The organism is Planococcus maitriensis (assembly GCF_003289925.1).
GTDB lineage: Bacteria > Bacillota > Bacilli > Bacillales_A > Planococcaceae > Planococcus > Planococcus maitriensis.
On sequence record NZ_QLZQ01000003.1, the window covers coordinates 153,496 to 174,480 of the forward strand.

Annotated in this window: 21 protein-coding genes; 17 read left to right on the top strand and 4 right to left on the bottom strand. The window is 50.4% G+C overall.

The features are described 5' to 3' along the window. Positions 1-14: 14 nt before the first annotated feature. From DP119_RS09170 to DP119_RS09195, 6 genes are all read left to right on the top strand, one after another. Complete coding sequence (locus DP119_RS09170; RefSeq protein WP_112232907.1) at positions 15-941, top strand: ketopantoate reductase family protein; 927 nt, start codon at positions 15-17, stop codon at positions 939-941. An 88-nt stretch (positions 942-1,029) separates the two neighbouring features. Further along, a complete protein-coding gene (locus tag DP119_RS09175) occupies positions 1,030-2,772 on the top strand; it encodes a carbon starvation CstA family protein (RefSeq protein ID WP_112232908.1) in 1,743 nt (580 codons plus the stop codon). Positions 2,773-2,896: 124 nt separating this feature from the next. Next, positions 2,897-3,160 (top strand): cory-CC-star protein, encoded by a 264-nt coding sequence (locus DP119_RS09180; protein ID WP_101189361.1) that lies wholly within the window; start codon positions 2,897-2,899, stop codon positions 3,158-3,160. A 24-nt stretch (positions 3,161-3,184) separates the two neighbouring features. Beyond that, positions 3,185-4,126 carry an ArsA family ATPase gene (locus DP119_RS09185; protein ID WP_112232909.1) on the top strand — a complete coding sequence of 314 codons (942 nt, stop codon included), beginning with the start codon at positions 3,185-3,187 and terminating at the stop codon, positions 4,124-4,126. Beyond that, positions 4,123-5,106: a zinc-binding dehydrogenase gene (locus DP119_RS09190; RefSeq protein WP_112232910.1), complete on the top strand. Its 984-nt coding sequence runs from the start codon at positions 4,123-4,125 to the stop codon at positions 5,104-5,106. Before DP119_RS09185 ends, DP119_RS09190 begins: the two co-directional genes overlap by 4 nt. Positions 5,107-5,175: 69 nt before the next feature. Next, positions 5,176-5,496: a magnetosome magnetite crystal formation protein family gene (locus tag DP119_RS09195; RefSeq protein ID WP_101189364.1), complete on the top strand. Its 321-nt coding sequence runs from the start codon at positions 5,176-5,178 to the stop codon at positions 5,494-5,496. A gap of 827 nt (positions 5,497-6,323) precedes the next feature. Here DP119_RS09195 and DP119_RS09200 read toward each other — a convergent pair. Next, positions 6,324-6,764, bottom strand: coding sequence for a YtoQ family protein (locus tag DP119_RS09200; RefSeq protein ID WP_112232911.1), 441 nt, complete (start codon positions 6,762-6,764; stop codon positions 6,324-6,326). 66 nt (positions 6,765-6,830) lie between these two features. Next, a complete protein-coding gene (locus DP119_RS09205) occupies positions 6,831-7,052 on the bottom strand; it encodes a transcriptional regulator (RefSeq protein WP_112232912.1) in 222 nt (73 codons plus the stop codon). A gap of 127 nt (positions 7,053-7,179) precedes the next feature. Between DP119_RS09205 and DP119_RS09210 the strand changes: the two genes are divergently transcribed. The 4 genes from DP119_RS09210 (at position 7,180) to DP119_RS09230 (ending at position 14,030) form a co-directional block, all read left to right on the top strand. After that, complete coding sequence (locus tag DP119_RS09210; RefSeq protein ID WP_112232913.1) at positions 7,180-8,343, top strand: exonuclease SbcCD subunit D; 1,164 nt, start codon at positions 7,180-7,182, stop codon at positions 8,341-8,343. After that, complete coding sequence (locus DP119_RS09215) at positions 8,340-11,429, top strand: SbcC/MukB-like Walker B domain-containing protein (RefSeq protein ID WP_112232914.1); 3,090 nt, start codon at positions 8,340-8,342, stop codon at positions 11,427-11,429. Before DP119_RS09210 ends, DP119_RS09215 begins: the two co-directional genes overlap by 4 nt. Before the next feature lie 80 nt (positions 11,430-11,509). Further along, positions 11,510-12,187: a phospholipid phosphatase gene (locus DP119_RS09220; RefSeq protein WP_112232915.1), complete on the top strand. Its 678-nt coding sequence runs from the start codon at positions 11,510-11,512 to the stop codon at positions 12,185-12,187. Between the two features lie 574 nt (positions 12,188-12,761). Further along, positions 12,762-14,030 carry an acetyl-CoA hydrolase/transferase family protein gene (locus DP119_RS09230; protein ID WP_112232916.1) on the top strand — a complete coding sequence of 423 codons (1,269 nt, stop codon included), beginning with the start codon at positions 12,762-12,764 and terminating at the stop codon, positions 14,028-14,030. A gap of 58 nt (positions 14,031-14,088) precedes the next feature. On the opposite strand, the gene DP119_RS09235 is transcribed toward DP119_RS09230, so the two are convergent. After that, complete coding sequence (locus DP119_RS09235) at positions 14,089-14,865, bottom strand: 2-keto-4-pentenoate hydratase (protein WP_112232917.1); 777 nt, start codon at positions 14,863-14,865, stop codon at positions 14,089-14,091. Between the two features lie 136 nt (positions 14,866-15,001). Between DP119_RS09235 and DP119_RS09240 the strand changes: the two genes are divergently transcribed. Further along, complete coding sequence (locus tag DP119_RS09240) at positions 15,002-15,838, top strand: STAS domain-containing protein (protein ID WP_101189371.1); 837 nt, start codon at positions 15,002-15,004, stop codon at positions 15,836-15,838. Between the two features lie 38 nt (positions 15,839-15,876). Here DP119_RS09240 and trhA read toward each other — a convergent pair whose 3' ends face one another. Further along, the gene (trhA, locus tag DP119_RS09245; protein ID WP_112232918.1) at positions 15,877-16,524 is read right to left on the bottom strand and encodes a PAQR family membrane homeostasis protein TrhA; all 648 of its coding nucleotides are present in this window, start codon (positions 16,522-16,524) and stop codon (positions 15,877-15,879) included. 129 nt (positions 16,525-16,653) lie between these two features. Between trhA and DP119_RS09250 the strand changes: the two genes are divergently transcribed. The 6 genes from DP119_RS09250 (at position 16,654) to DP119_RS09275 (ending at position 20,962) form a co-directional block, all read left to right on the top strand. Then, positions 16,654-17,235 (top strand): DUF1836 domain-containing protein, encoded by a 582-nt coding sequence (locus DP119_RS09250; RefSeq protein WP_112232919.1) that lies wholly within the window; start codon positions 16,654-16,656, stop codon positions 17,233-17,235. Further along, the gene (locus DP119_RS09255; protein WP_112232920.1) at positions 17,216-17,650 is read left to right on the top strand and encodes a YaiI/YqxD family protein; all 435 of its coding nucleotides are present in this window, start codon (positions 17,216-17,218) and stop codon (positions 17,648-17,650) included. Before DP119_RS09250 ends, DP119_RS09255 begins: the two co-directional genes overlap by 20 nt. A 120-nt stretch (positions 17,651-17,770) precedes the next feature. Further along, on the top strand, positions 17,771-18,469 hold the full coding sequence (locus DP119_RS09260) for a type 1 glutamine amidotransferase domain-containing protein (RefSeq protein ID WP_167399209.1): 699 nt from the start codon (positions 17,771-17,773) through the stop codon (positions 18,467-18,469). Between the two features lie 122 nt (positions 18,470-18,591). After that, positions 18,592-18,873, top strand: a complete 282-nt coding sequence (locus DP119_RS09265; RefSeq protein ID WP_112232922.1) for a hypothetical protein — start codon at positions 18,592-18,594, stop codon at positions 18,871-18,873. 95 nt (positions 18,874-18,968) lie between these two features. Further along, positions 18,969-20,048 carry an AI-2E family transporter gene (locus DP119_RS09270; protein WP_112232923.1) on the top strand — a complete coding sequence of 360 codons (1,080 nt, stop codon included), beginning with the start codon at positions 18,969-18,971 and terminating at the stop codon, positions 20,046-20,048. Positions 20,049-20,179: 131 nt separating this feature from the next. Beyond that, positions 20,180-20,962 (top strand): transporter substrate-binding domain-containing protein, encoded by a 783-nt coding sequence (locus DP119_RS09275; RefSeq protein WP_112232924.1) that lies wholly within the window; start codon positions 20,180-20,182, stop codon positions 20,960-20,962. Positions 20,963-20,985 lie beyond the last annotated feature (23 nt).

Here is a 20,985-nt window from a genome sequence, read left to right on the forward strand (position 1 = left end):
AAGGATGTGTAAAGATGAGAATGCTGATGGTAGGGGCAGGCGGTATCGGGGGTTATTTCGGTGCGCGTTTGCTTGAAAAAGGAGAAGACGTCACATTTCTGGTCAGGGAAGGACGCAAGAAAAAAATTGAAGAAGAAGGCTTGCGCGTCAATAGCCGGCACGGGGATCTTCATCTCCAGCCGGCTCTTTTGACGAAAACGATGAACGCCGAGCCGTTCGATATCATTCTTCTATCGACAAAAGCCTATCAGCTTGAACAAGCCATTGAAGACATCCGCCCGTTCGTCGGCGAAGAGACGATAATCTTGCCGCTGTTGAACGGCATAGCGCATGTTGCCCAGCTCGTCTCCGCTTTCGGGGAAGACGCGGTGATCGGCGGCCTCTGCTTTATCGAAACGACCATTGGCGAAGATGGGTCGATCGTCCAAACGAGCCCGATCCATCAGTTGGTTTACGGGGAGCGGGGCGGTGAGCGGACAGCCCGCATCGACAAATTGAAATCGCATTTCGATGGAACGAAAGCGGAATTCATCTTGAGCGAGGACATCGACCAGGACATGTGGCATAAATACATGTTCATCACGGCAATGTCGGGCATCACTTCCCTCATGGAATCGCCAATCGGCCCGATTCGCAAGCTGCCGTCCGGCCAATCCGCCATCCGATCCTTGCTCGACGAACTTGAAGCGGTAATGACGGCGATCGGCGCGCCAATCAAAAAAGGGATCGCCGCTACCCAGCTCGATAAAGTGAACAGCATGGACGATAGCATGAAATCATCGATGCAGCGTGATATGGAAAAAGGCCAGGGCATCGAAGCCGACCATCTGCAAGGGCATCTCATTGAAAAGGCGAAGCAAGCCGGTATTCCGGTCCCGGTACTTGAGACCGTTTACACGAAACTGAAATTATATGAAGAAAACAAAAAAATGGAAAAATAAAAAACAGAACATTTACAATATTAAATTACTCCTCTATGATTAAACAAGATATGCAGAAATTTCAAAAAAGATAAGGGAGTTGGGGAATGTGAATGCAATCGCTTTAGCTGCTATGGGATTATTTATATTCGTTCTCGGATACCGTTTTTATTCCAAATTCGTAGCAGAAAAAATCTTCAAGCTCGACCCGAATTACGTGACACCGGCCCACCGTTACAAGGACGGTGTCGACTTTGTCCCGACCAATAAGTTTGTCCTATGGGGACACCATTTTACCTCCGTTGCAGGGGCGGCGCCGATTCTCGGCCCGGCTATCGCCGTCTATTGGGGCTGGCTGCCGGCGGTCCTGTGGGTCGTTTTAGGTACAGTTTTTGCAGCAGGTGTCCATGACTTCGGCACACTCGCGCTTTCGGTCCGCAACAAAGGGCAATCCGTCGGGACGCTCGCCCACCGCTTGATCGGCCAACGCGGGAAAGTGTTGTTCTTGTTTATCATCTTAATCTTGGTTCTCATGGTCAATGCGGTATTCGCTTGGGTCATCGCGAACTTGTTCATCTCGTATCCGGCCAGCGTCATTCCGGTATTCATCCAAATTCCGCTCGCGATTTGGATCGGCTACGCTGCTTACAAGCGAAATATGAAAATGCTTATCCCTTCTTTGATAGCGCTTGCAATCATGTATGGGACAGCAGTCATTTCCAGCCAAGTAGACTTTTTGCAAATCGACCTTGTCCGCTATATGGGCGGGGAAGAAGGCGCCGGCTTATTCGGGCTTGGCGCGATTTCCAGCGCGTTCTTCATCTGGATAGTCGTCTTGATGGTTTATGTCTATATCGCATCCACGCTGCCGGTTTGGAAACTGCTCCAGCCGCGTGATTTCATCAACTCTCACCAATTGATCGTCGGCCTTGCGATTTTGTATTTGGGGCTATTGTTCACGAATCCTGAAATCACGGCTCCGGCAACCAACCCGGGAGCGGATGTTTCCTGGTTCCCGCTGCTCTTCATCACCATCGCTTGCGGGGCGATTTCCGGTTTCCACGGCCTCGTTTCTTCGGGTACTTCATCGAAGCAGCTGGATAAAGAAACAGATGCCCGCTTTGTCGGCTATTTGGGCGCTGTCGGTGAAGGCGTACTCGCATTGATCTCGATCATCGCTGTCATCACGCTATTCCCTGACCGTGCAGCATTCAGCGCATCTTACAGCAGCTTTGCTGAAGCAAGTGGCGCAGGCCTTGGAAACTTCATCGAAGGCGCGACAATCCTTGCTTCAGGGTTGATGATTCCGGGCTCGGTCGCTTCGACGATCGTTTCGATCATCGTCGTTTCGTTCGCTGCCACGACACTCGATACATCGGTCCGCCTCATGCGTTACATCATCTCTGAACTCGGTGTCGAATACAAAGTGCCGCAGCTTGAGAAAAAGCACGTAGCGACTTCGATTGCGGTACTTTCGAGCATGGCGCTTGTCATCTTGCCGGAAGGGCCGAACGGCTTCGGTTCCGGCGGTTACTTGCTATGGCCGCTGTTCGGGACGTCCAACCAGCTGCTTGCCGGGATCAGCTTGCTGTTGATTTCGATCTGGCTGCGCAAGCTCGGCAGAAATTACATGATTACCATTATCCCGATGGTGTTCTTGATGTTCATGACGCTATGGGCAATGTTCCAGCAAGTGTTCCTGCAATGGGCTTGGTACAATGAAGGATCGAATACATTGCTGTTCGTCTTCGGGGCCATCATTTTCGTCTTTACGCTATGGATTATCCTGACCGCTGCGCAGGCGCTCATGAGCAAATCAAATCCTGGCTTTTCGGATGAAGATTTGAAATAATAGCGGTAACGAATGGAACGGAAAATAGAACTGCTGCCAGAAGGCTGTTCATTACTATAGGAAGAAATGCCAAGGGATCATATTCATGTGATCCCTTGTACTTTTTTCAGGAAGAGGTGCCGTTATGCCGATCAGCGACAAACTGAAAAAATTAATCGACTGGTATGAGGCTGTCTTGGAACATCCGCACCGAACGGAAATCGCCCGGGAGCTCCGCAGTGAAGACGACCTGTTCCTGCTGATGCTGTATTCGGAAATGCTCGGTATCCCGAATCCGGTCTATTACTACACGCTCGAGCTGTATCCGTACATGATCGAGGAATTCCACGACTGGCATTTGCGCATGGGAATGGAAAAATCCCCGCTGTCCGGAATCCGCTGCTGCTGACTTTTAACGAAACGAGGGAATGTCATGGACGTATTATCGAAAAACATTATCTTTGTGGGAGGCAAAGGCGGGGTCGGCAAATCGACATCCGCTGCAGCCATCGCCTGGCAATCCGCAAAAGCGGGGTACAGGACTTTGCTGGTCTCTACAGACCCCGCGCATAACGTCGGGGACATCTTCAATGAACAGATCGGCGGCCGCACAAAAGAAATTGCGGATAATTTATACGCGCTTGAAATCGATCCCGAAATCGAGACGGAAAATTACATCAAAGGCGTCAAAAACAATATCCGCGGGACGGTCCACACGAGCATGATGGAAGAAGTGAACCGCCAGCTCGACACCGCAAAAGCATCACCGGGTGCTGACGAAGCGGCGCTTTTTGACAAGCTGATCCACATCATCCTCGAGGAGCGGCAGCATTTCGACAAGCTCGTATTTGATACGGCGCCTACCGGGCACACGATACGGCTGTTGTCATTGCCGGAATTGATGGGTGTATGGATCGAAGGCTTACTTGATAAGCGGCGCAAGACCAATGAGAACTATACGGCTTTATTGAATGACGGCGAACCGCGCGAAGACCCGATCTACGACGTCTTGCGCGAACGCCAGGAACGTTTCTCGAAAGCGCGTGATATTTTACTCGATGCCAAGCAAACCGGTTTTGTTTTTGTCTTGAACCCGGAGCGCCTGCCGATTTTGGAGACAAAAAAAGCATTGGAGCTATTGGATAAATACCATCTCCACGTCAAAACCCTGATCATCAATAAAGTGCTTCCCGAAACGGTGGAAGGCGCGTTTTTCCAGGAACGCAAAAAGCACGAAACGAAGTACATGGACATGATCAAAGAAACATTCCCGAAACAGCAATTATTGTATATCCCGCTGTTTTCACAGGACATCATCAGCAAACAGCAGCTAGAACAATTCAGCCAACATTTTCAGGAGGGTGACGCAGTTTGAAAGCATTTGTGATGGAAGCAGGCCAGTATAAATTAAAAGATATGCCAGAACCAATTGCGCAACAAGGAGAAGTGGTTGTGAAAATCCGCGATGCGGGCATCAACCGCCGCGACCTTGGACTGTTGAAGCGCTACGGTGACAATCCGGAAGCCTTGATCGTCGGATCAGACGGGGCGGGTGTGGTCGAATCGCTCGGAGAAGGCGTGACTGCTTTTAAGGTGGGCGATGAAGTGATCATCAATCCGGCGCTTCGCTGGGATGAAAACAGCGATGCACCGCCGGAAGCCTTCGATATTCTCGGGATGCCGGACCACGGGACATTCGCGGAGAAAATTGCGATTTCTGCAGAGCAGCTCGAGAAAAAACCGGCACATCTATCATGGGAAGAAGCGGGAGGGCTTGCATTGCCTGCTTTGACCGGCTACCGCGCGTTGTTCACGAAAGGGCAATTGAAAAAAGGCGATACTTTGTTCATCCCGGGCGCAGGAAGCGGCGTTGCGACATTTTTGATCCAATTCGCCAAAAACGCTGGCGCGAAGGTCATCGTCACGTCAAGAAGCGAAGAGAAACTTGCCCGGGCGAAAGAAATCGGTGCGGATATCGCGATCCCGACCGACAGTGATTGGGTCAAGGAACTCGAAGGGCAGACGATCGACCTCGTCATCGACAGCGTAGGCGGCGCCACATTCAACCGTTCTCTCGAAGTGTTGAAAAAAGGCGGACGCATCGTCATTTTCGGTGCGACCACTGAGGATAATGTCGATTTCAATTTGCGCAGCTTCTTCTATGGGCAATATCAATTGTTCGGTTCGACGATGGGCAGCCGCGAGGAATTGCGCGAGATGATCCAGCACATCGAACAGCACGGTACCCATCCTGCCGTCGACCGGGTCTTCTCGTTGGATGAGGCGCAAGAAGCATTTGATTATTTGGCGGAAGGCAAGCAATTCGGCAAAGTGATTTTACGTGCTTCCGAATAAAAAATGAAACTTTTTTGATCATCGGCCGTATATAAGGATAAGAAAGTAATTTGACTGGAGGTCATTTTAATGGAGAAAACTGGGCTAAAGATTCTCGTCCACGCCAGTGCGTTTTTCGCTCCGTTCCTTGTGCCGGTGATCGTCTTTTTCGTCGCCATGTTCGTCACGGACGACCATGAATTGAAGAAACTGTCGATTCAAGCTTTGTTGTTCCAATTGGTCATGGGCGCATTGCTCTTTGTATCGAGCATGTTGACGGTCGTCCTGATCGGATTCCCGCTCTTGCTGTTGTTCGGCGCCATCGGTATCATCGTGCCGATCATCGCGATCATCAAAGCCTTGAACAACGAGCCATACGATTATCCGGTAGTCGGGGCATGGTATCAATAATGGAATAGAAGCAGCATCACAAAACCCGCCGGGAATTTTCTCCGGCGGGTTTTTTGTGGAATCAAGTGTGTGAAGTACGAGAGAGGGGAAGCAGTAATTTTTATATGGGGGATTGCGCTCCAATCGAACATCCCATATAGCTCGGACTACGTGAAGAGTATAGTATAGGAAAGTGAGTAGAAAAGCTGCCGCTTTTCGACTGCGTTACAGGGGGCTGCTTTCCGAGGGGCGGGTGTTGAGCCAATGTGCCGCTAAGTGCACGGCACATTTGTCTCGCCAGCCCGCGCGGTCCCTCAGGAGTCAGCCCCCTTCCACTCCGTCTCTAGCTTTAGAGGGGAAAATCATTTCTTCAGCTCCTTTAAAATGAAATGTAGAAATTCATCTTATTATATAGCTAACTTCAAACAGGTAGAAGAATGGAGGGTCACGTGTCTTCATCCACAAAACAAACCCATAAATTTAACTTACCCAATTAGCGGCTTGTCAGACGCACCATCTCGGGAAGCGATTCCCCCCGTTAGCCGGCAATTGGTTAGAGAAGCAGATCTGATTATACATTCTTCACATAACGGAATCTTTAAGCCGCCGAGCGACACGGATGAGCCGCCGCAATGAGACAGGCGTTCTTCCTGGCTTATTGCGGGAGGCCAACCCAAAGCAAGGCGGCGAATACCAACATGGAGCTCCATTCAATATTCAGCAACCTTGTTACAAGAAAACTTTCGCTATCAAGTCCAGCTAAGCGCGACCGCCAAGCGACTTTGATTTTCCACCATTCAAATTCACCAACAAAAAAAGTGCAACGGCCTGAGCCGCTGCACTTTCTGTTATTCGAAGATATAGGACAAAGCTTTGATCGCCTGGTCACAGGTTTCGACGGTGGCGTTCGCTTTTTGGGAAAGTTCTTTTAACGGGTGATGCAATTTTTCAGGGCGAATGACGATGAGTGGTTTATGGCTTGCCAAAGCGGAGCTTGCGTCCATCGCTGTATTCCACTGCTTGTACTGCTCGCCGAACAAGGCAATGACGAGGTCCGATTTTTCCATCAACACACTCGTGCGCAAATTATTGAAACTAGATGCCGCGGCGTCCTTGAAGATGGCATTCGGCTGTTCGCCGAGAATCTCTTCGCCGATATTATCGGAGCGGTCATGGTCTTCCATCGGCCCCACGAAATCGACCGGCAAATTGAGCGCCAATGCTTTCTTTTTGATTTCTTCGCGCCAGGAGCTGTGAATTTCGCCTGCAAGGTAAACGGTTAGTCTCATAATTCTCATCCTCCATTTTCCATTTCCTCTTAGTGTAGCATAAAGAAAGAGGGGCCGGGGGAGGATTCAGACAATTTGGCGTTCTCTCGTGCGGACAGGCATGCATGAAAGCACGTGGCTGATTTTGAAATGGCGCTTCTCGCGGCGCAAAAAGCAATAAGCCTGGAACGAATCACCGCTGACTTTCAGGATCTTCACACGGCGCTTGCTGATGGTGCCGTCGTTTGAGATATACATCATATCGACCAATTGCTGGTATTTGAACGCCTTTAATAATTGAGCTTTCATCATAACCCTCCTCAGATAAGAACGTTTGTTCTCATTATATACCGGACAGGGGAATGAAACAAGTGAAACGAATCGTGTATAATGGAACGAACGTATATTCTTTTTATGCTGGAAAGGGGTTATTTTGATGAAGTTTTTCCATACCGCCGACTGGCACCTCGGAAAATTGGTGCAGGGCGTTCATATGACAGAAGACCAGCGGATTGTGCTGGAACAATTGATCAAAGCGATCGAACAGGAGAAGCCCGATGCGCTAGTCATCGCGGGAGATTTATATGACCGCGCGGTGCCGCCGACAGAAGCGGTGCGTTTACTGGACGATACGCTCGCGAAAATTGTCCTGGACATGAAAGTGCCGGTCATTGCCGTGGCAGGCAATCACGACAGCCCCGGCCGCTTGGATTTCGGCAGCCGTGCGTTGAAAAGCAACGGACTCCATATCGCAGGGCCCATCCGTACTGAATTCGAACCGGTCGTTTTAAAGGACGAAGCGGGCGAAGTGCATTTCCATCTGGTGCCGTACACGGACCCGTCGATGGTGCGCCACGTTTTCGGAAATCCCGAAGTCAAGACACATGACGATGCAATGAGGGCAATCACCGGCCGTATTTCAGCGGAAATGGATCCGGAGGCACGCCATGTATTCGTCGGCCATGCATTCGTGACGCCGCGGGGGGAACAGGAAGACAATACGAGCGATTCCGAACGGCCGCTTGCGATCGGCGGCGCGGAACACGTCAGCGCGCAGCATTTCCAGCCGTTCCATTACACAGCGCTCGGCCATTTGCATAAAGCGCATTATGTATTGGATGAGACGATCCGTTATTCGGGATCGCCTTTGAAATATTCGATATCGGAAGAGCATCATCGAAAAGGCTTCCATATCGTCGACTTGGCAGCGGACGGTTCAGTCTCGGTAGAAAAGCGTTTGTTCGAAGCGGAGCGCGATATGCGTTCGGTCGAAGGGACCATCGCAGAAATCATGGGCCATGAGAGAAGCGAGGATTATGTTTTCGTCACTTTGCTCGATGAGACGCCTGTTTTGTCCCCGATGGAAAAAGTGCGTTCGGTCTATCCGAATGCGATGCATGTGCAGCGCAAGACTTTCGCCAAAGAAGCCGGGGAATCAACTCTCGGCTCACGCCGGAAAATGGACCCGGTGCAATTGTTCCACGCTTTTTATGAAGAAGTAAAAGGCGATGTGCCGTCTGCAGAGACGGCCGAATTGTTCGGCGAAGTGCTGCAGGAATTCCTGCAGGCGGATTCTGAACGGGAAGAGGTGAAATCATGAAACCGGTCAAATTGAAATTGACGGCATTCGGCCCGTACCGCGATAGCGAAGAAATCGATTTTGAAGACTTGGAAGGCAACCGCCTGTTCGTCATCTCGGGCAGCACCGGTTCCGGCAAGACGAGCATTTTCGACGGCATTTGTTTTGCGCTTTACGGTTCGGCAAGCGGATCGGACCGCAGCGAACCGAAAAACCTGCGCAGCGATTTCGCCAAGGACACGGTCCACACTTCGGCTGAATTGACCTTTGAAGTGCACGGCAAGACGTACCGCATCCTGCGTCAGATGAGCCATGTGAAAAAAGGCAATAAAAGCGCGACCGGTGAACGCTATGAATTTTTCGAGCTGACCGATAAGGGGGAAAAGCCGTGCGTCGAGCGGCAAATCGTCTCGGAACTCAATCGCCGCATCGAAGAAATCTTGGGGCTTACTTTCTCCCAGTTCAACCAGATCGTCATGCTGCCGCAAGGGGAATTCCGCAAGCTGTTGACGTCCGAAACCGATAATAAGGAAACGATTTTGCGGAAGATTTTCCGCACCGAACCGTACCGCTTGGTTGCTGAGCGGCTCAAACAGAAAAAAGACGAGGCGCAGGACCGCTTCAAAGCACAGCAGATGCTTTATAAAGAACAAGTGCAGGCGATTGCGGGTTCTTTGCCGCAGCGTGAATCAGCTCTTTTTGAAGTGTTCGCGCAAGGTGATTTCCAGCGCAACCAATTACTTAAAGGGCTTGAAGGGGAAATCCGCCATTACGAATCGGAAAGCATCGGCCTGCAGGAGCGCTATCAAAGATCCTATGATTTCCACAATAAAAAAATGGCTGAGTTCCATGAAGCGAAAGGCTGGAACGAGCGCTTCGATGAATTGGAAGCGAAACAACGCCGTTTGCAGGAACTTGAACAACAACTTCCTTCCGTCAAAGAATGGGAGCAGCAAGTCACAGCAGCCGATCAAGCGGGAATGATCACCGGCTTGGAAGAGCAGGTGCTGGAACTTGTGGCTAATGAACGCCAAAAACGCGAAGAATTGCTTCGTAGCGAGACGGCTGAACAGAAAGCCCAGGAAATGAAGCGGCAGGCGCAGCAAGTGAAGGACGAAGAAGAAAGCCGCCATGGACAGCGTCAAGCCGCACAGCAAGCGCTGATCCGTTTGCAAGATATGGAAGCAGGCGTAAAGGAACTGGAACAACAGCGTACAGCTGTCCAGCAATTGGAGAAAGCAGCTATTCACGCCAGAACGTCATTACAAAGGACGGATGAACAAACATCAAGCGCCGAGCAACAGCTGGCACAAACAAAATCATTGATTCAACAGCTGGAAGAAAGACTGGAGCATTTCGACGATAAGCGGGACCGCCAGAACCGGTTGGCGGAACAACAACGCACCTTGGCGGAATATCTGCGCTTGGAGCAAAAGCTTGAAGGTTTGGCCGAACAATCAGCGGAAGACAAGGCGGAGTTTGATCAAGCGCAAAAAGCCTATCAATCGATGGAGCATGATTGGTTTGCCAACCAGGCCGCGCTACTCGCATCGAATCTGCACGACGGGGAAGCATGTCCCGTTTGCGGGAGCCTCGACCATCCAGCAAAACAGCCAGGCAGTGCTTCAGCAGTAAACCAGCAAGCGATGGAACAGGCCAAGCAAGTATTGGCACAAAGCGAGCAAAAATACCGTAAAACGGAAGCGGAAGAAGCGGCGGTCCGTGAACAGGCCGCAGTGAAACGCCGGGAACTGGACGTAATGTCGATAGTTGCGGAACAAGCTGGAGCGCAATTGGAGACGATACAGGCTGAGCAGCATTCGTTAACTGGAGAGCTCGAACAATTGCAATCCGATAAGGAGCAGCTGCGAAAGCGCAAGTTGGCATTCGCAGAGATGGAAGACCAGTTATCAAACTTAAAGAACCAACAGGCGGAAGCCCAGCACAGTGCACAAGAAAAACGTTCCGCCTATGAATCGGCACAAGCAGTATTGGAAAGCAAGCTGACATCGATTCCGCAAGCGCTCCGTGATCTTGGATCGCTTCGAACAGAGACCGCAAAAGCGCAGGAAACGAAAGACCGCTTAGAAGAGGCTTGGCAACGAGCGCAGGACGCCATGCAAAAAACCGAGCGCCAACTGTCGGAGGCGGCGGTGTCGCTTCGTCATAGCAAGCAGTCCGTGGAAGAAGTGCAAGAAAAGCTCGGCCATGCCGAAAGCCGTTTCGAGGAAGCGCTCGTGAAATCCGCTTTCGCCTCGAAAGAAGCTTATCATGAGGCCAAACTGGAAGCATCCCGCTACGAAGAATTGAAAATGCAAATTGAGCGGTACAAGCAAGACCGCCACACGACAGAGCGGCAAACGGCGGAACTGGAAAGTGCACTTGATGGCCGTGACCGTGTTGACGTGTCGGATGCGGAACAAGCGCTTGCCGAATTGAAAGCCGATTATGAACAGGCGCTTTCTGAATTGAACACAGCCAAGGAATACCGGAAAAAAGCCCAGGCATTCTTTGACGAAGTTTCCGAAGCCTCTGCAAAAGAAGCGGAGGCAGAAGCGGAATTAGCGCGCATCGTCGACCTTTACGATACGATCCGCGGCCAGAATGATGTAAAGCTGTCCTTCGAAAGGTATTTGCAGATCGAGTATTTGGAGCAGATCTTAGAAGCGGCCAATGAACGTCTGAAACATTTGTCGAATGGGCAATTCCAGTTGATGAGAAGCGACCGTCAGGAAGCGCGCGGCAAGCAAAGCGGCCTTGGCCTTGATGTGTATGACGCCTATACGGGCCAGACACGCGACGTCAAAACGATGTCCGGCGGGGAGAAGTTCAACGCTTCCTTGTGCCTCGCGCTCGGCATGGCCGATGTCATCCAGAGCTTTGAAGGCAATGTATCGATCGAAACGATGTTCATCGATGAAGGGTTCGGGTCATTGGATGAAGAATCGCTGAACAAGGCGATCGAGACGTTGGTCGATTTGCAGCGGTCGGGACGGATGATCGGCGTCATTTCCCACGTGCAGGAATTGAAAGCGGCGATTCCGGCGATTTTGGAAGTGGAAAAGATGAAAGAAGGCATCAGCAAAACGAGCTTCCACATTAAATAAGCTGTTTCTCCGTAAAACGTTTAAAACCCGGACGGAAGGTGAATTTATTAACTAACAGGTAAATTCCGGAAGGTGATTGAATGGACTTGATTTTGTTCCTGCTGCTCACGGCAGCTTATATCGGGCTGCTCGTATGGGCGGCAGCCAGCCAAAAAGAATGGACCTTGATGGCATTTGCCTATTTCGTAGTGCTCGGGCTCGTTTACGATAACGGGATCATCGCGCTTGGGAAATTTATCGGCGAAGGTGCGCTATTGGAGAACCTTAACGCGCTGCGTTTCTGGATACATGCCTTCTTTACGCCGGCCTTGGCATTGTATTCACTCGGTGCTGTGCGGCAGGCGGGCGTGAAATGGGCTAATAAATCGTGGGCTTTATATGCCGCGTGGGCTTTCTTCGTCCTTCTCGTCATTATTGAGATTTGGCAAGTGACCTGGGGCACGGAGCTTGAGCCTGTCAGGGAATATGGCGTTCTGAAATACACGTCGGCTGAAGAAGCTTCAGGCCCGCCGTGGATGATCGTGCTGGTATCGGCGGCGCTGCTGGCGGCAGGCGCCATTGTCTGGAAGAAGGCGAGCTGGGCATGGATGTTTATCGGTGCAGTGATTATGGGCATTGGCAGCAGCGTGACGATTCCGGTTGACAGCGCTGCCGTGACGAATATTTTCGAGCTCATCCTGCTGACTTCCCTCGTATGGACGAAAATTCATTTGGAGAAAAAGCAAACCGAAAAGAAAAGGGGCCGTAACGATGAATAAATTCAGTTATAAATCCAGATTGCTGTATTTCGGCTTGCTTGGTTTTTTCAGTCTCGGATTTTTTCTTCTGCAGCTATACTCTGTCATGAACAGCGACTCGGGAATCGGTTCATACGTGTTGCTCGTTCTGTGGGCGCTGATGATAGCGTTTGGCGTTGGCGGCTTATTTTTCACAATGAAAACAAACAAAGAAAGACGCGGAAAATAATCTGCGTCTTTTTTGTTTTCCCAGACTCCAGCGCCCAGCCCTTCGGGTCATAAGTCAACCCAGGCTGCGCGGCCAAGTACGCTTCGCCGGTCTGTCTTATGCCTGTCAGGGCTAAGCGGGCGCTTGCGCTTTTCATTGTTGTCCAGACTTCAGCGCCCAGCCCCTTGAGTCGCTTCGGTCATGCCGGCAATGGCGAAGAGCGCCATTGCGGACATGCCCTCCAGCGCTTGTCGGGACTAGACGGGCGCTTAGGCTTTTCATTGTTGCCAGAAAAGAGTGAATTTCGCGGAAAGTTTGCAAATATGGGGCGCGCCCTGATGTGTGATAAAATATTTACCAGTAATAAAGGGAGCGGGAGTGAAGAGTATGACGAAGAGATTGAATTCTGAAGAAGTAGTGAATTTGATTGAAGCCGGCGCGGATATCATCGTGCCGATCGCCAATGGTGAACCGATCAAATTATTGGATATATTGGAAGAACGGGCGGATCAATTGCAGGGTGTGAAAATCCATCAGATGCTTGCTTTGCGTGAACGCAGCTATATCAAAGGCGAGTTGGAACAGCTGAAGCATGTTTCTTATTTTCTGAGCGGCGCGACCCGCAAAGTGTACCAGCAAGCGAAAATGGACCTGGTGCCGAATAATTTCCACGAGATGCCGCGCCTATTGCAAAAAGCGACGAAGATGTCGATGATCATGACAGTCGCTTCGCCGATGGACGAACACGGTTATTTCACCTTCGGCACGCAAGCCGATTATGTCGCTGAATTTGTCGGCAAAGTGCCGTTTATTCTGGAAGTGAATGAACATATGCCGCGCACTTTCGGCCGCAACCAGATCCACATCAGCCAAATTGCAGGGTATGTGGAGCACCACGCACCGCTTGCAGAAGAGAAGGTCAGTGAAATCAGCGAGATTGACATGCAGATCGCCTCGTCGATCATCGGCGATATTGAAGATGGCGATACGCTTCAGATCGGCATCGGTTCGGTGCCGAATGCGGTCATCAGCATGCTGAAAGACCATCGGCACTTGGGGATCCACACGGAAATGCTGCCGGACGGCGTAGCGGACCTGGTCAACTCAGGCGCAATCGACGGTACCCGGAAATATACGAACCCTGGAAAGATTGTCGCGACTTTTGCCTACGGTTCGAAGAATTTATATGATTTTATCGATGGCAATCCAGCGGTGGAGATGCTTCCGGTGAGTGTCGTCAACGATCCGCGGGAAATTGCCAAAGAAAAGAATATCGTCTCGATCAATGCGACGACAGAAGTCGATTTGTACGGCCAATGCGCTTCTGAAACAGTAGGCGGAAAATATTATTCGTCAAGCGGCGGCCAAGTCGATTTCGCGCGGGGCGTTCGCTTTGCAGAAAACGGAAAAGGCTATATCTGCATGCCGTCCACTGCAAAAGGCGGGAGCTTATCGCGCATCAAACTGAACTTGGCGCCGCAATCGGTCGTGACGACAGGCAAAAACGATGTCGACAACATCGTCACGGAATACGGCATGGCGCGCTTACACGGCGTATCCCTTGCGGAGCGGGCGAAGCGCCTCATCAATATCGCCCACCCGAAATTCCGCGAAGAGCTGATGTTCGATGCGAAAAAGAATGGTTTTTTGCTGTAAGAGTCTCCATTTTGCAGGAACATAAAATCCCCGTCTGCTTTTGCAGGCGGGGATTTTCTTAATGGACGGTCAGTTCGACAGTGCCGATTCCTTCATATCTCGCTTCGTAACGCCCTTTTTGGAGTGGCTTCGGCAAGATGAATGTACCGGACGATACGGTTAATCCACGCTTTAGCTTTGAGCCGTGCTCTTCGAGTTCGGCAGCCAGCCATTTGATGGCATTCACAGGGTGTCCCAGGACTTCAGATGAGCTTCCCGAAGCAATCGGTTCACCATCGAGGAACAATTCGCCGCGGACTTGATCCAGCTGATCGTAAGAGCGGCCCTGTGCAGGTTTCCCGACAACGATGCGGCCAGCTACGGCGCTGTCTGCGATGACCTGCCCGAGGCTGATGTTCGGGAACCATTCTGTGAACCGCGAGTCTGGAACTTCGATGCCCGGTGCCACCAATGTCTTTTCAAGAATCGCCGCTGTTGAATCGGCGGCATCGATGTCTTCCTGGATGAGGAATATCAATTCGATTTCGATCAATGGCGAGAGCATGGAAGACAGTTCAATGGTATTGCCGGAAATGGCAGGAGCGGTCAATGCCCCGTATAGCGGTTTTTCGGAGCTGAACAATTGCTGCGTTTCAGGGCTCGTCAAACTGATCTTATAGCCTGCCAGCGGTTCCCCGTTCTGTGCTTTTTTTGCTGTCACCGCCTGCTGTATCTCATAGGCCAGGCGGGGATTGAGCGATTCGGGAATTTGCTCTTTCCCGAAAGCTTGCCGGTTTTCATATGCCTTGTAGAGGCGTTCTGCATAGTCCTGTTTTTCAGATTCGAATGATGCCATTATTCAGTCTCCTTTCCTTGGTTTCATCTTATCACTTTAACCCTGGCGCTTGCATCCGGAGAAGGTAAATTTGCTTTTCGATTGTCTTATCTTATAAGATGATAGGGACAAGTTAGAAAAAGGAGCGGCATACATTATGGGAGAAATTAGCAGAGAGCTACATAATTTCATTCTAAAAAACAAGGAATCCATGGTTGAAGAATGGCTCGAAACACGCAGCAGCCATTCGAATACCGTATATTCCGCAACGGCTTCCGAAGACACGGTAGAGAAGCTGAGAAAGGAATCGCTTGGCTTTATCGAGGCAGTCACTGCGATTTTTATCCACGATAAAGAAGAATCGCTTGCCTATGTTGAAGATTGGTCTTCGACGATTGCTAAAGAACGTGCCCAGCAATCCGTCCCGCTATATGAAGTGATGGAGTATCTTGGGCAATTGCGCAGGATTTACTGGAATTATGTACGCAAATTTTTTGAGGAAGTCGAAAAAGCGGACAGTCGGGATGCCTTGCGCTGGAGCGAAATGTTGAATGATATGTTCGACTTCATCATCGAAAGCTTCGCGCGCCATCACCACGAGGCACATCAACGATTGCTGGCGAGCCAGCAGGAAGTGATCGACGAATTGAGCAGCCCGGTCATTCCGATCCGTAAAGGCGTGGGCATCCTGCCATTGGTCGGGGGGATCGATACATACCGCGCCAAAGTGATTTTGGAGACGGCTCTTGAAGAGAGTGCCAAGCAGCAATTGACGACGCTCTATATCGATCTATCAGCGGTGCCGATCGTCGATACGATGGTGGCCCATCAATTGTTCCAACTGATGGATTCGCTGAGAATCATCGGCGTGGAGTCTGTTCTATCCGGAATACGCCCTGAAATTGCGCAGACCGCGGTCACGCTTGGCATCGACTTCAAGAATATCAAAGTCTACGCTAACCTGATGCAGGCGCTCGACGCACTCGATCATTAAAAAAGAGCCGTTCTCGTTGAGAGCGGCTCTTTTTTTAGTTATAGCACATATAAGTAAACAGCAAGGAAATGGCAAGTGCTTCCGAGCAAGATGAAAATATGGAAAATTTCATGGAATCCGAGGTAGCGCGAAGACAGGAAGTCCGGCTTGAGCCAATAAATGACACCGCCGACCGTGTACAGAAGGCCGCCGGCAACGAGCAGCCATAAGCCGGCAGCAGGCAGGCTGGAGGCGAGCGGGCCCACTGCGAAGATGATGATCCAGCCCATCAGGATATAGATGGCAGTCGACAGCCAGCGAGGGGAATGGAACCAGATCATCTTGAAGAGAATGCCGCTGATGCCAAGCGAGGCGACAATGGCGAAAATCGACCAGCCGAGTGTGCCTTCAAGCGCGATCAAGCAAAACGGCGCGTAGGAGCCGGCAATCAACAAGAAAATCATGGAATGGTCGAGTTTACGGAAAAAAGCGATGACCCCGGGGCGCGCCTTTACCGTGTGGTAGACCGTGGAAGCCGTATAAAGCAGGATCAAGCTGATGCCGAAAATGATCACCGCGGTGAGATGTGCGGCAGGAGCTTGTGAATAGGCGGCTTTGATGGCCATGGCGAGTAACGCGATGAACGACAGTAAGGATCCCGCCAAATGCGATAAAGCGTTGAAAGGCTCTCGGATGAATGCAGTCATAAATCTGTACCTCCTGATACGTAGTTATTGAAACTACATATAATGATATATGTATTGATCGGGAGGGGCAAGTTTGTCGCCTTTTTGATCATGGGGTAAAATGAAGAAATAGAAGTTGAGGTGAAGCGAATGGAAAGTATTGATCGGCTCATTAGCCAATTGGCGCTCGACAGCCAAATCCGCACAAGCGACATCCCGAAAATCGATTTATACGTGGATCAGGTCATCCAATTATTCGAAACGGCCTTCCATGATACGAAAAGGTATCCAGAGGATAAAATATTGACGAAAACGATGATCAATAATTATGCCAAAGGGAAATTATTCTATCCGGTGCAGCATAAAAAATATACGCCCGACCATATTATGCTCATTAGCTTGATTTACCAGATGAAAAGTACGCTATCCATCAACGACGTTAAAAAAGTGCTGGAGAAAGTGAACGAACAAGCACAGGCGCAGGAGCTGGATCTATCCGTATTCTATGAAACTTATCTCGCACTCCAGCGGGATAATCATGCCGCATTCAAGGAAGAGCTCGAGCGGCAGGCGGAGACAGTGGCTGATACGCAAAGCGAAGAAAGCGGAGAGCTTTCGAAAGTGCTGTTCATTGCATCGCTTGTCCATAAGAGCAATCTGTACAGAAGGGCCGCTGAAAAATTGGCCGATGAACTGGTGAGGGAGGAAGCCGATGGCAAAAATTCTTATTGACGCAGATGGCTGCCCGGTAGTCGATTTGACAATTGGGTTGGCCGAGCGCTTCAATTGGCCGGTGCTGCTCATTTGCGATACGTCCCATGAGATGTACCGCGAAGGAGCGGAGACGCTGACGGTATCGAAGGGAGCGGACGCGGTCGATTTTGTTTTGGTGAACCGTGTGCAACCGGGAGATATTGTTGTGACCCAGGATTACGGGCTCGCCGCGATGGTGCTTGCGAAACGGGGCGTTCCGATCGACCAGAACGGGCGGGTTTACAATGAAGGCAATATCGAACAATTGCTTCACGGCCGCCATGTCGCCAAGAAAATCCGTCAAAGCGGCGGGCGCATGAAAGGGCCGAAAAAGCGCCAGCAAGCTGACAACGACAAGTTTCGCGACAGCTTGACACGTATATTGGAAACTTGAAAGACCTGCAGTCATGCAGGTCTTTTTTCTAGGGGAAGCACATTATGGCCCCGCTGATACGAGTAATTTCCAGGTGATAGGGAATAGAAAGAAATATGAATGGATGGGGAGGAATATACCATGAAAAAAATTGCGGTTATCGTGACGAATCATAAAGAATTAGGCCGTCGCGGCAAAAAGACGGGCTTGTGGCTGCGTGAGCTGACGGATTTCTACCACGAAGTGAAAGATGGCTTCGAAATCGATATCATCAGCCCGAAAGCAGAAAAAGTGCCGATCGACCCGAGAAGCCTTCCGGCAGCAGTGATCCACGGACGGACGCGGCATTATTATTTGGACAAAAACATCCAGCGGCAACTGGACCGGCCGTTGGTGCCAGGTGAAGTGAAAGCCGATGAATACGCCGGCATCTACTTTACCGGCGGGCACGGAACGATGTGGGACTTTCCCGATAACAAGGAATTGCAGCGGATGACGGCGGGCATTTACGAAAAAGGCGGCGTCGTGGCGGCTGTCTGCCACGGGCCAAGCGGTTTATTGAATGTCCGCCTGTCCGACGGGAGCCCTTTGTTATCAGGGCATCTCGCTACCGGTTTTTCGGATCTGGAAGAAAAGATGCTCGGCCTCTATAAAGACATTCCGTTTTCCTTGCAGCATGAAATGAAAGAACGGGGCGCGCTTGTCCAAATCGCCCAGCTGCCGCTTGAAGCATGTGTCATTGAATCGGGGCGCCTCATCACCGGGCAAAATCCCGCCTCTGCTTCAGGTGTCGGGGAAAAGATGCGCGAGCAATTGAGAGAGATGGAGCGCTATGCGTAGCCGGCAAAGGTCAATGGCCAGGAAAGTCTCCAGTAAAAAAATTTCCTGTTTGCTTAAAAACGGGGATTCAGGGTATACAGAAAAGAAGTAACAGAAAGACGCATTATTTTGGAGGGATTCTGATGAAGAAGTCAACGATGAATACAGTAGTGGGTAGCGCCTTGGCAGCAGCTGCAGGGGTTTTCGTCTACAAAGCGTACCAAGAAAAAAACACAGTCCGTGTACAGGAAGACATCGACATGCACAACAGTAAAGAAATCGATGAGCGCGAAAGTGTCTACGCCATCGAAGATTCAAGTGAACAAGGACTCACGCAATTGGATTCCGCTTACCGTGAAGAATGGCAAGCAAATGCTTTCCCGCAAACCCAGAAAGAATTGCGTGAACTGGAAGAAGACAAATAAATCAGGCGAGCGAGCGAAGGCAGAAAAACACCTGCCTTCGCTTTTTCTCGTCTATGGTTCAAAGGTGGAAGCAAATTCGAAAGGAGTGTCCGCAAGTGTGGATCCGAAAGCCATTTTTTGAATACACGGCGGGAATTTTATTGCTCGCCCTTACCTTATACGTACTCAGCAAGCTGGACTATATTTGGGAACCGATCCGCATCATCATCGCCACGCTTTTTGCGCCGATTGTCATCGCCGGGATTTTATATTACCTGCTGCGGCCATTGGTCCGCTTGCTTGCGCGCCGCATGCCGAAGATCGCCGGCATCGGGATTGTTTTTACGGTAATCGCGCTGGTATTTGCGGGTCTCGTCTATTTTTTCGGGCCGACTTTAATCGATCAAGGGAAAAGCCTGGCGGATTTAGCGCCCGAAAAAGTAGAAGAAATGAGTTCGGAGTCGAATAACCTCCTGAAAGGATTTGAATTCGGCGGGATTTCCGGGCAGGAAATCAGCGACCGTATCTACGGCTATGCCGAAAGCCTCTCGAGCAATTTATTTGAGAATGTCATCAATATTCTTGGGATGCTGGTGAATGCGGCCATCGTCTTGATCGTGGTGCCATTCATCTTGTTCTTCCTTTTGAAAGACGATGATAAGTTCATCCTGTATTCCGTCAGGCGCCTCCCGGAAGACCATAAACCGGAAGGCAAGAAGCTATTGAAAGATTTGGATGAGACTTTGTCGACATTTGTGGTCGGGCAGGCGATTGTCGCGGCGGTGATCGGTGTCTTGATGTACATCGGGTATTTGATCATCGGACTTGAGTATGCTTTGACGCTCGCGGTTTTCGCGATGTTCCTCGTGATTGTCCCGTTTCTCGGGCCCATCATCGGAATCATCCCGGCGATTTTCGTTGCCCTCTTGAACGACGGATTGTTCATGGCGTTTAAAGTCGTTCTTGTGCTGTTGGTGGTCCAGCAGCTAGAAGGCAATCTCGTCACACCGAACGTCATGGGGAATCGGCTCCATGTCCATCCTTTGACGATCATCTTATTGTTGATGGTTGCAGGTTCCTTGTATGGCTTCATCGGGATTTTAATCGCGATTCCGGCCTATGCGGTCCTGAAGACGCTCACCCATAATTTCCGTTTGTTTTATCGGCTTCATAAAAAACGTGCGGTCAGTCAATAAGGCTAGTCATTTAGGCGCAAACATACATCCTCTATCCTAGTAAATTTCATTCGAAAGGTTCTGAATTTATGAATATTGTGATATATTAGTCAGTAGAATGACCATTACAGAATAGAGGGGGATGTTTATTAATGAAGAAATGGACCTTATTAGCATTATTGCTAGCAGTTCTTACAGTGCTTGCCGCGTGTGGCGGTTCGGAAGAAGAATCCGGCGGCGGTGAATCTGGCGGAGGCGAAGGGGAAGCATACCGTGTCGGCATCGACACCACGTATCCACCATTCGAATTTGAAGAAGACGGGGAGTATAAAGGGATCGATATCGATTTGATCAACGCCATTGCAGAGAACCAAGGTTTCGAAATCGAGTTCAACCCGATGGACTTCGGGGGCATCATTCCGGCGCTTCAAGCCGGGCAATTGGATGTTGCGATTGCCGGCATGAGTATCACGGACGAGCGCAAGGAAATTGTCGATTTCTCGGATCCATATTTTGAAGCTGGGATTTCATTGGTCGTAGCAGAAGACAATAGTGAAATCGCATCATTGGACGACCTGGAAGGCAAGACAGTTGCGGTGAAGAGCGGCACGACCGGAGCTCAATTCGCCCGCGACAACCAGGATGAGTACGGTTATGAAATTACCCAGTTTGAAGACAGCCCATCCATGTTCCAGGAAGTATCCAACGGCAACGCCGATGTTCTTCTTGAAGATTATCCAGTCATCGCCTATGCCATCGCGGAAAGCGGCCTAGCATTGAAAATAGCCGGAGAGCGTTTGACAGGTGATAACTACGGAATTGCTGTCCTGAAAGGCGAAAATGCGGACTTGCTCGAGAAAATCAACGCGGGCTTGCAGGAATTGCGCGACAGCGGGGAATACGATGAAATCTTAAATGAATACATCGCAGAATAAAATCATGTAGCGCGCATTCGCGC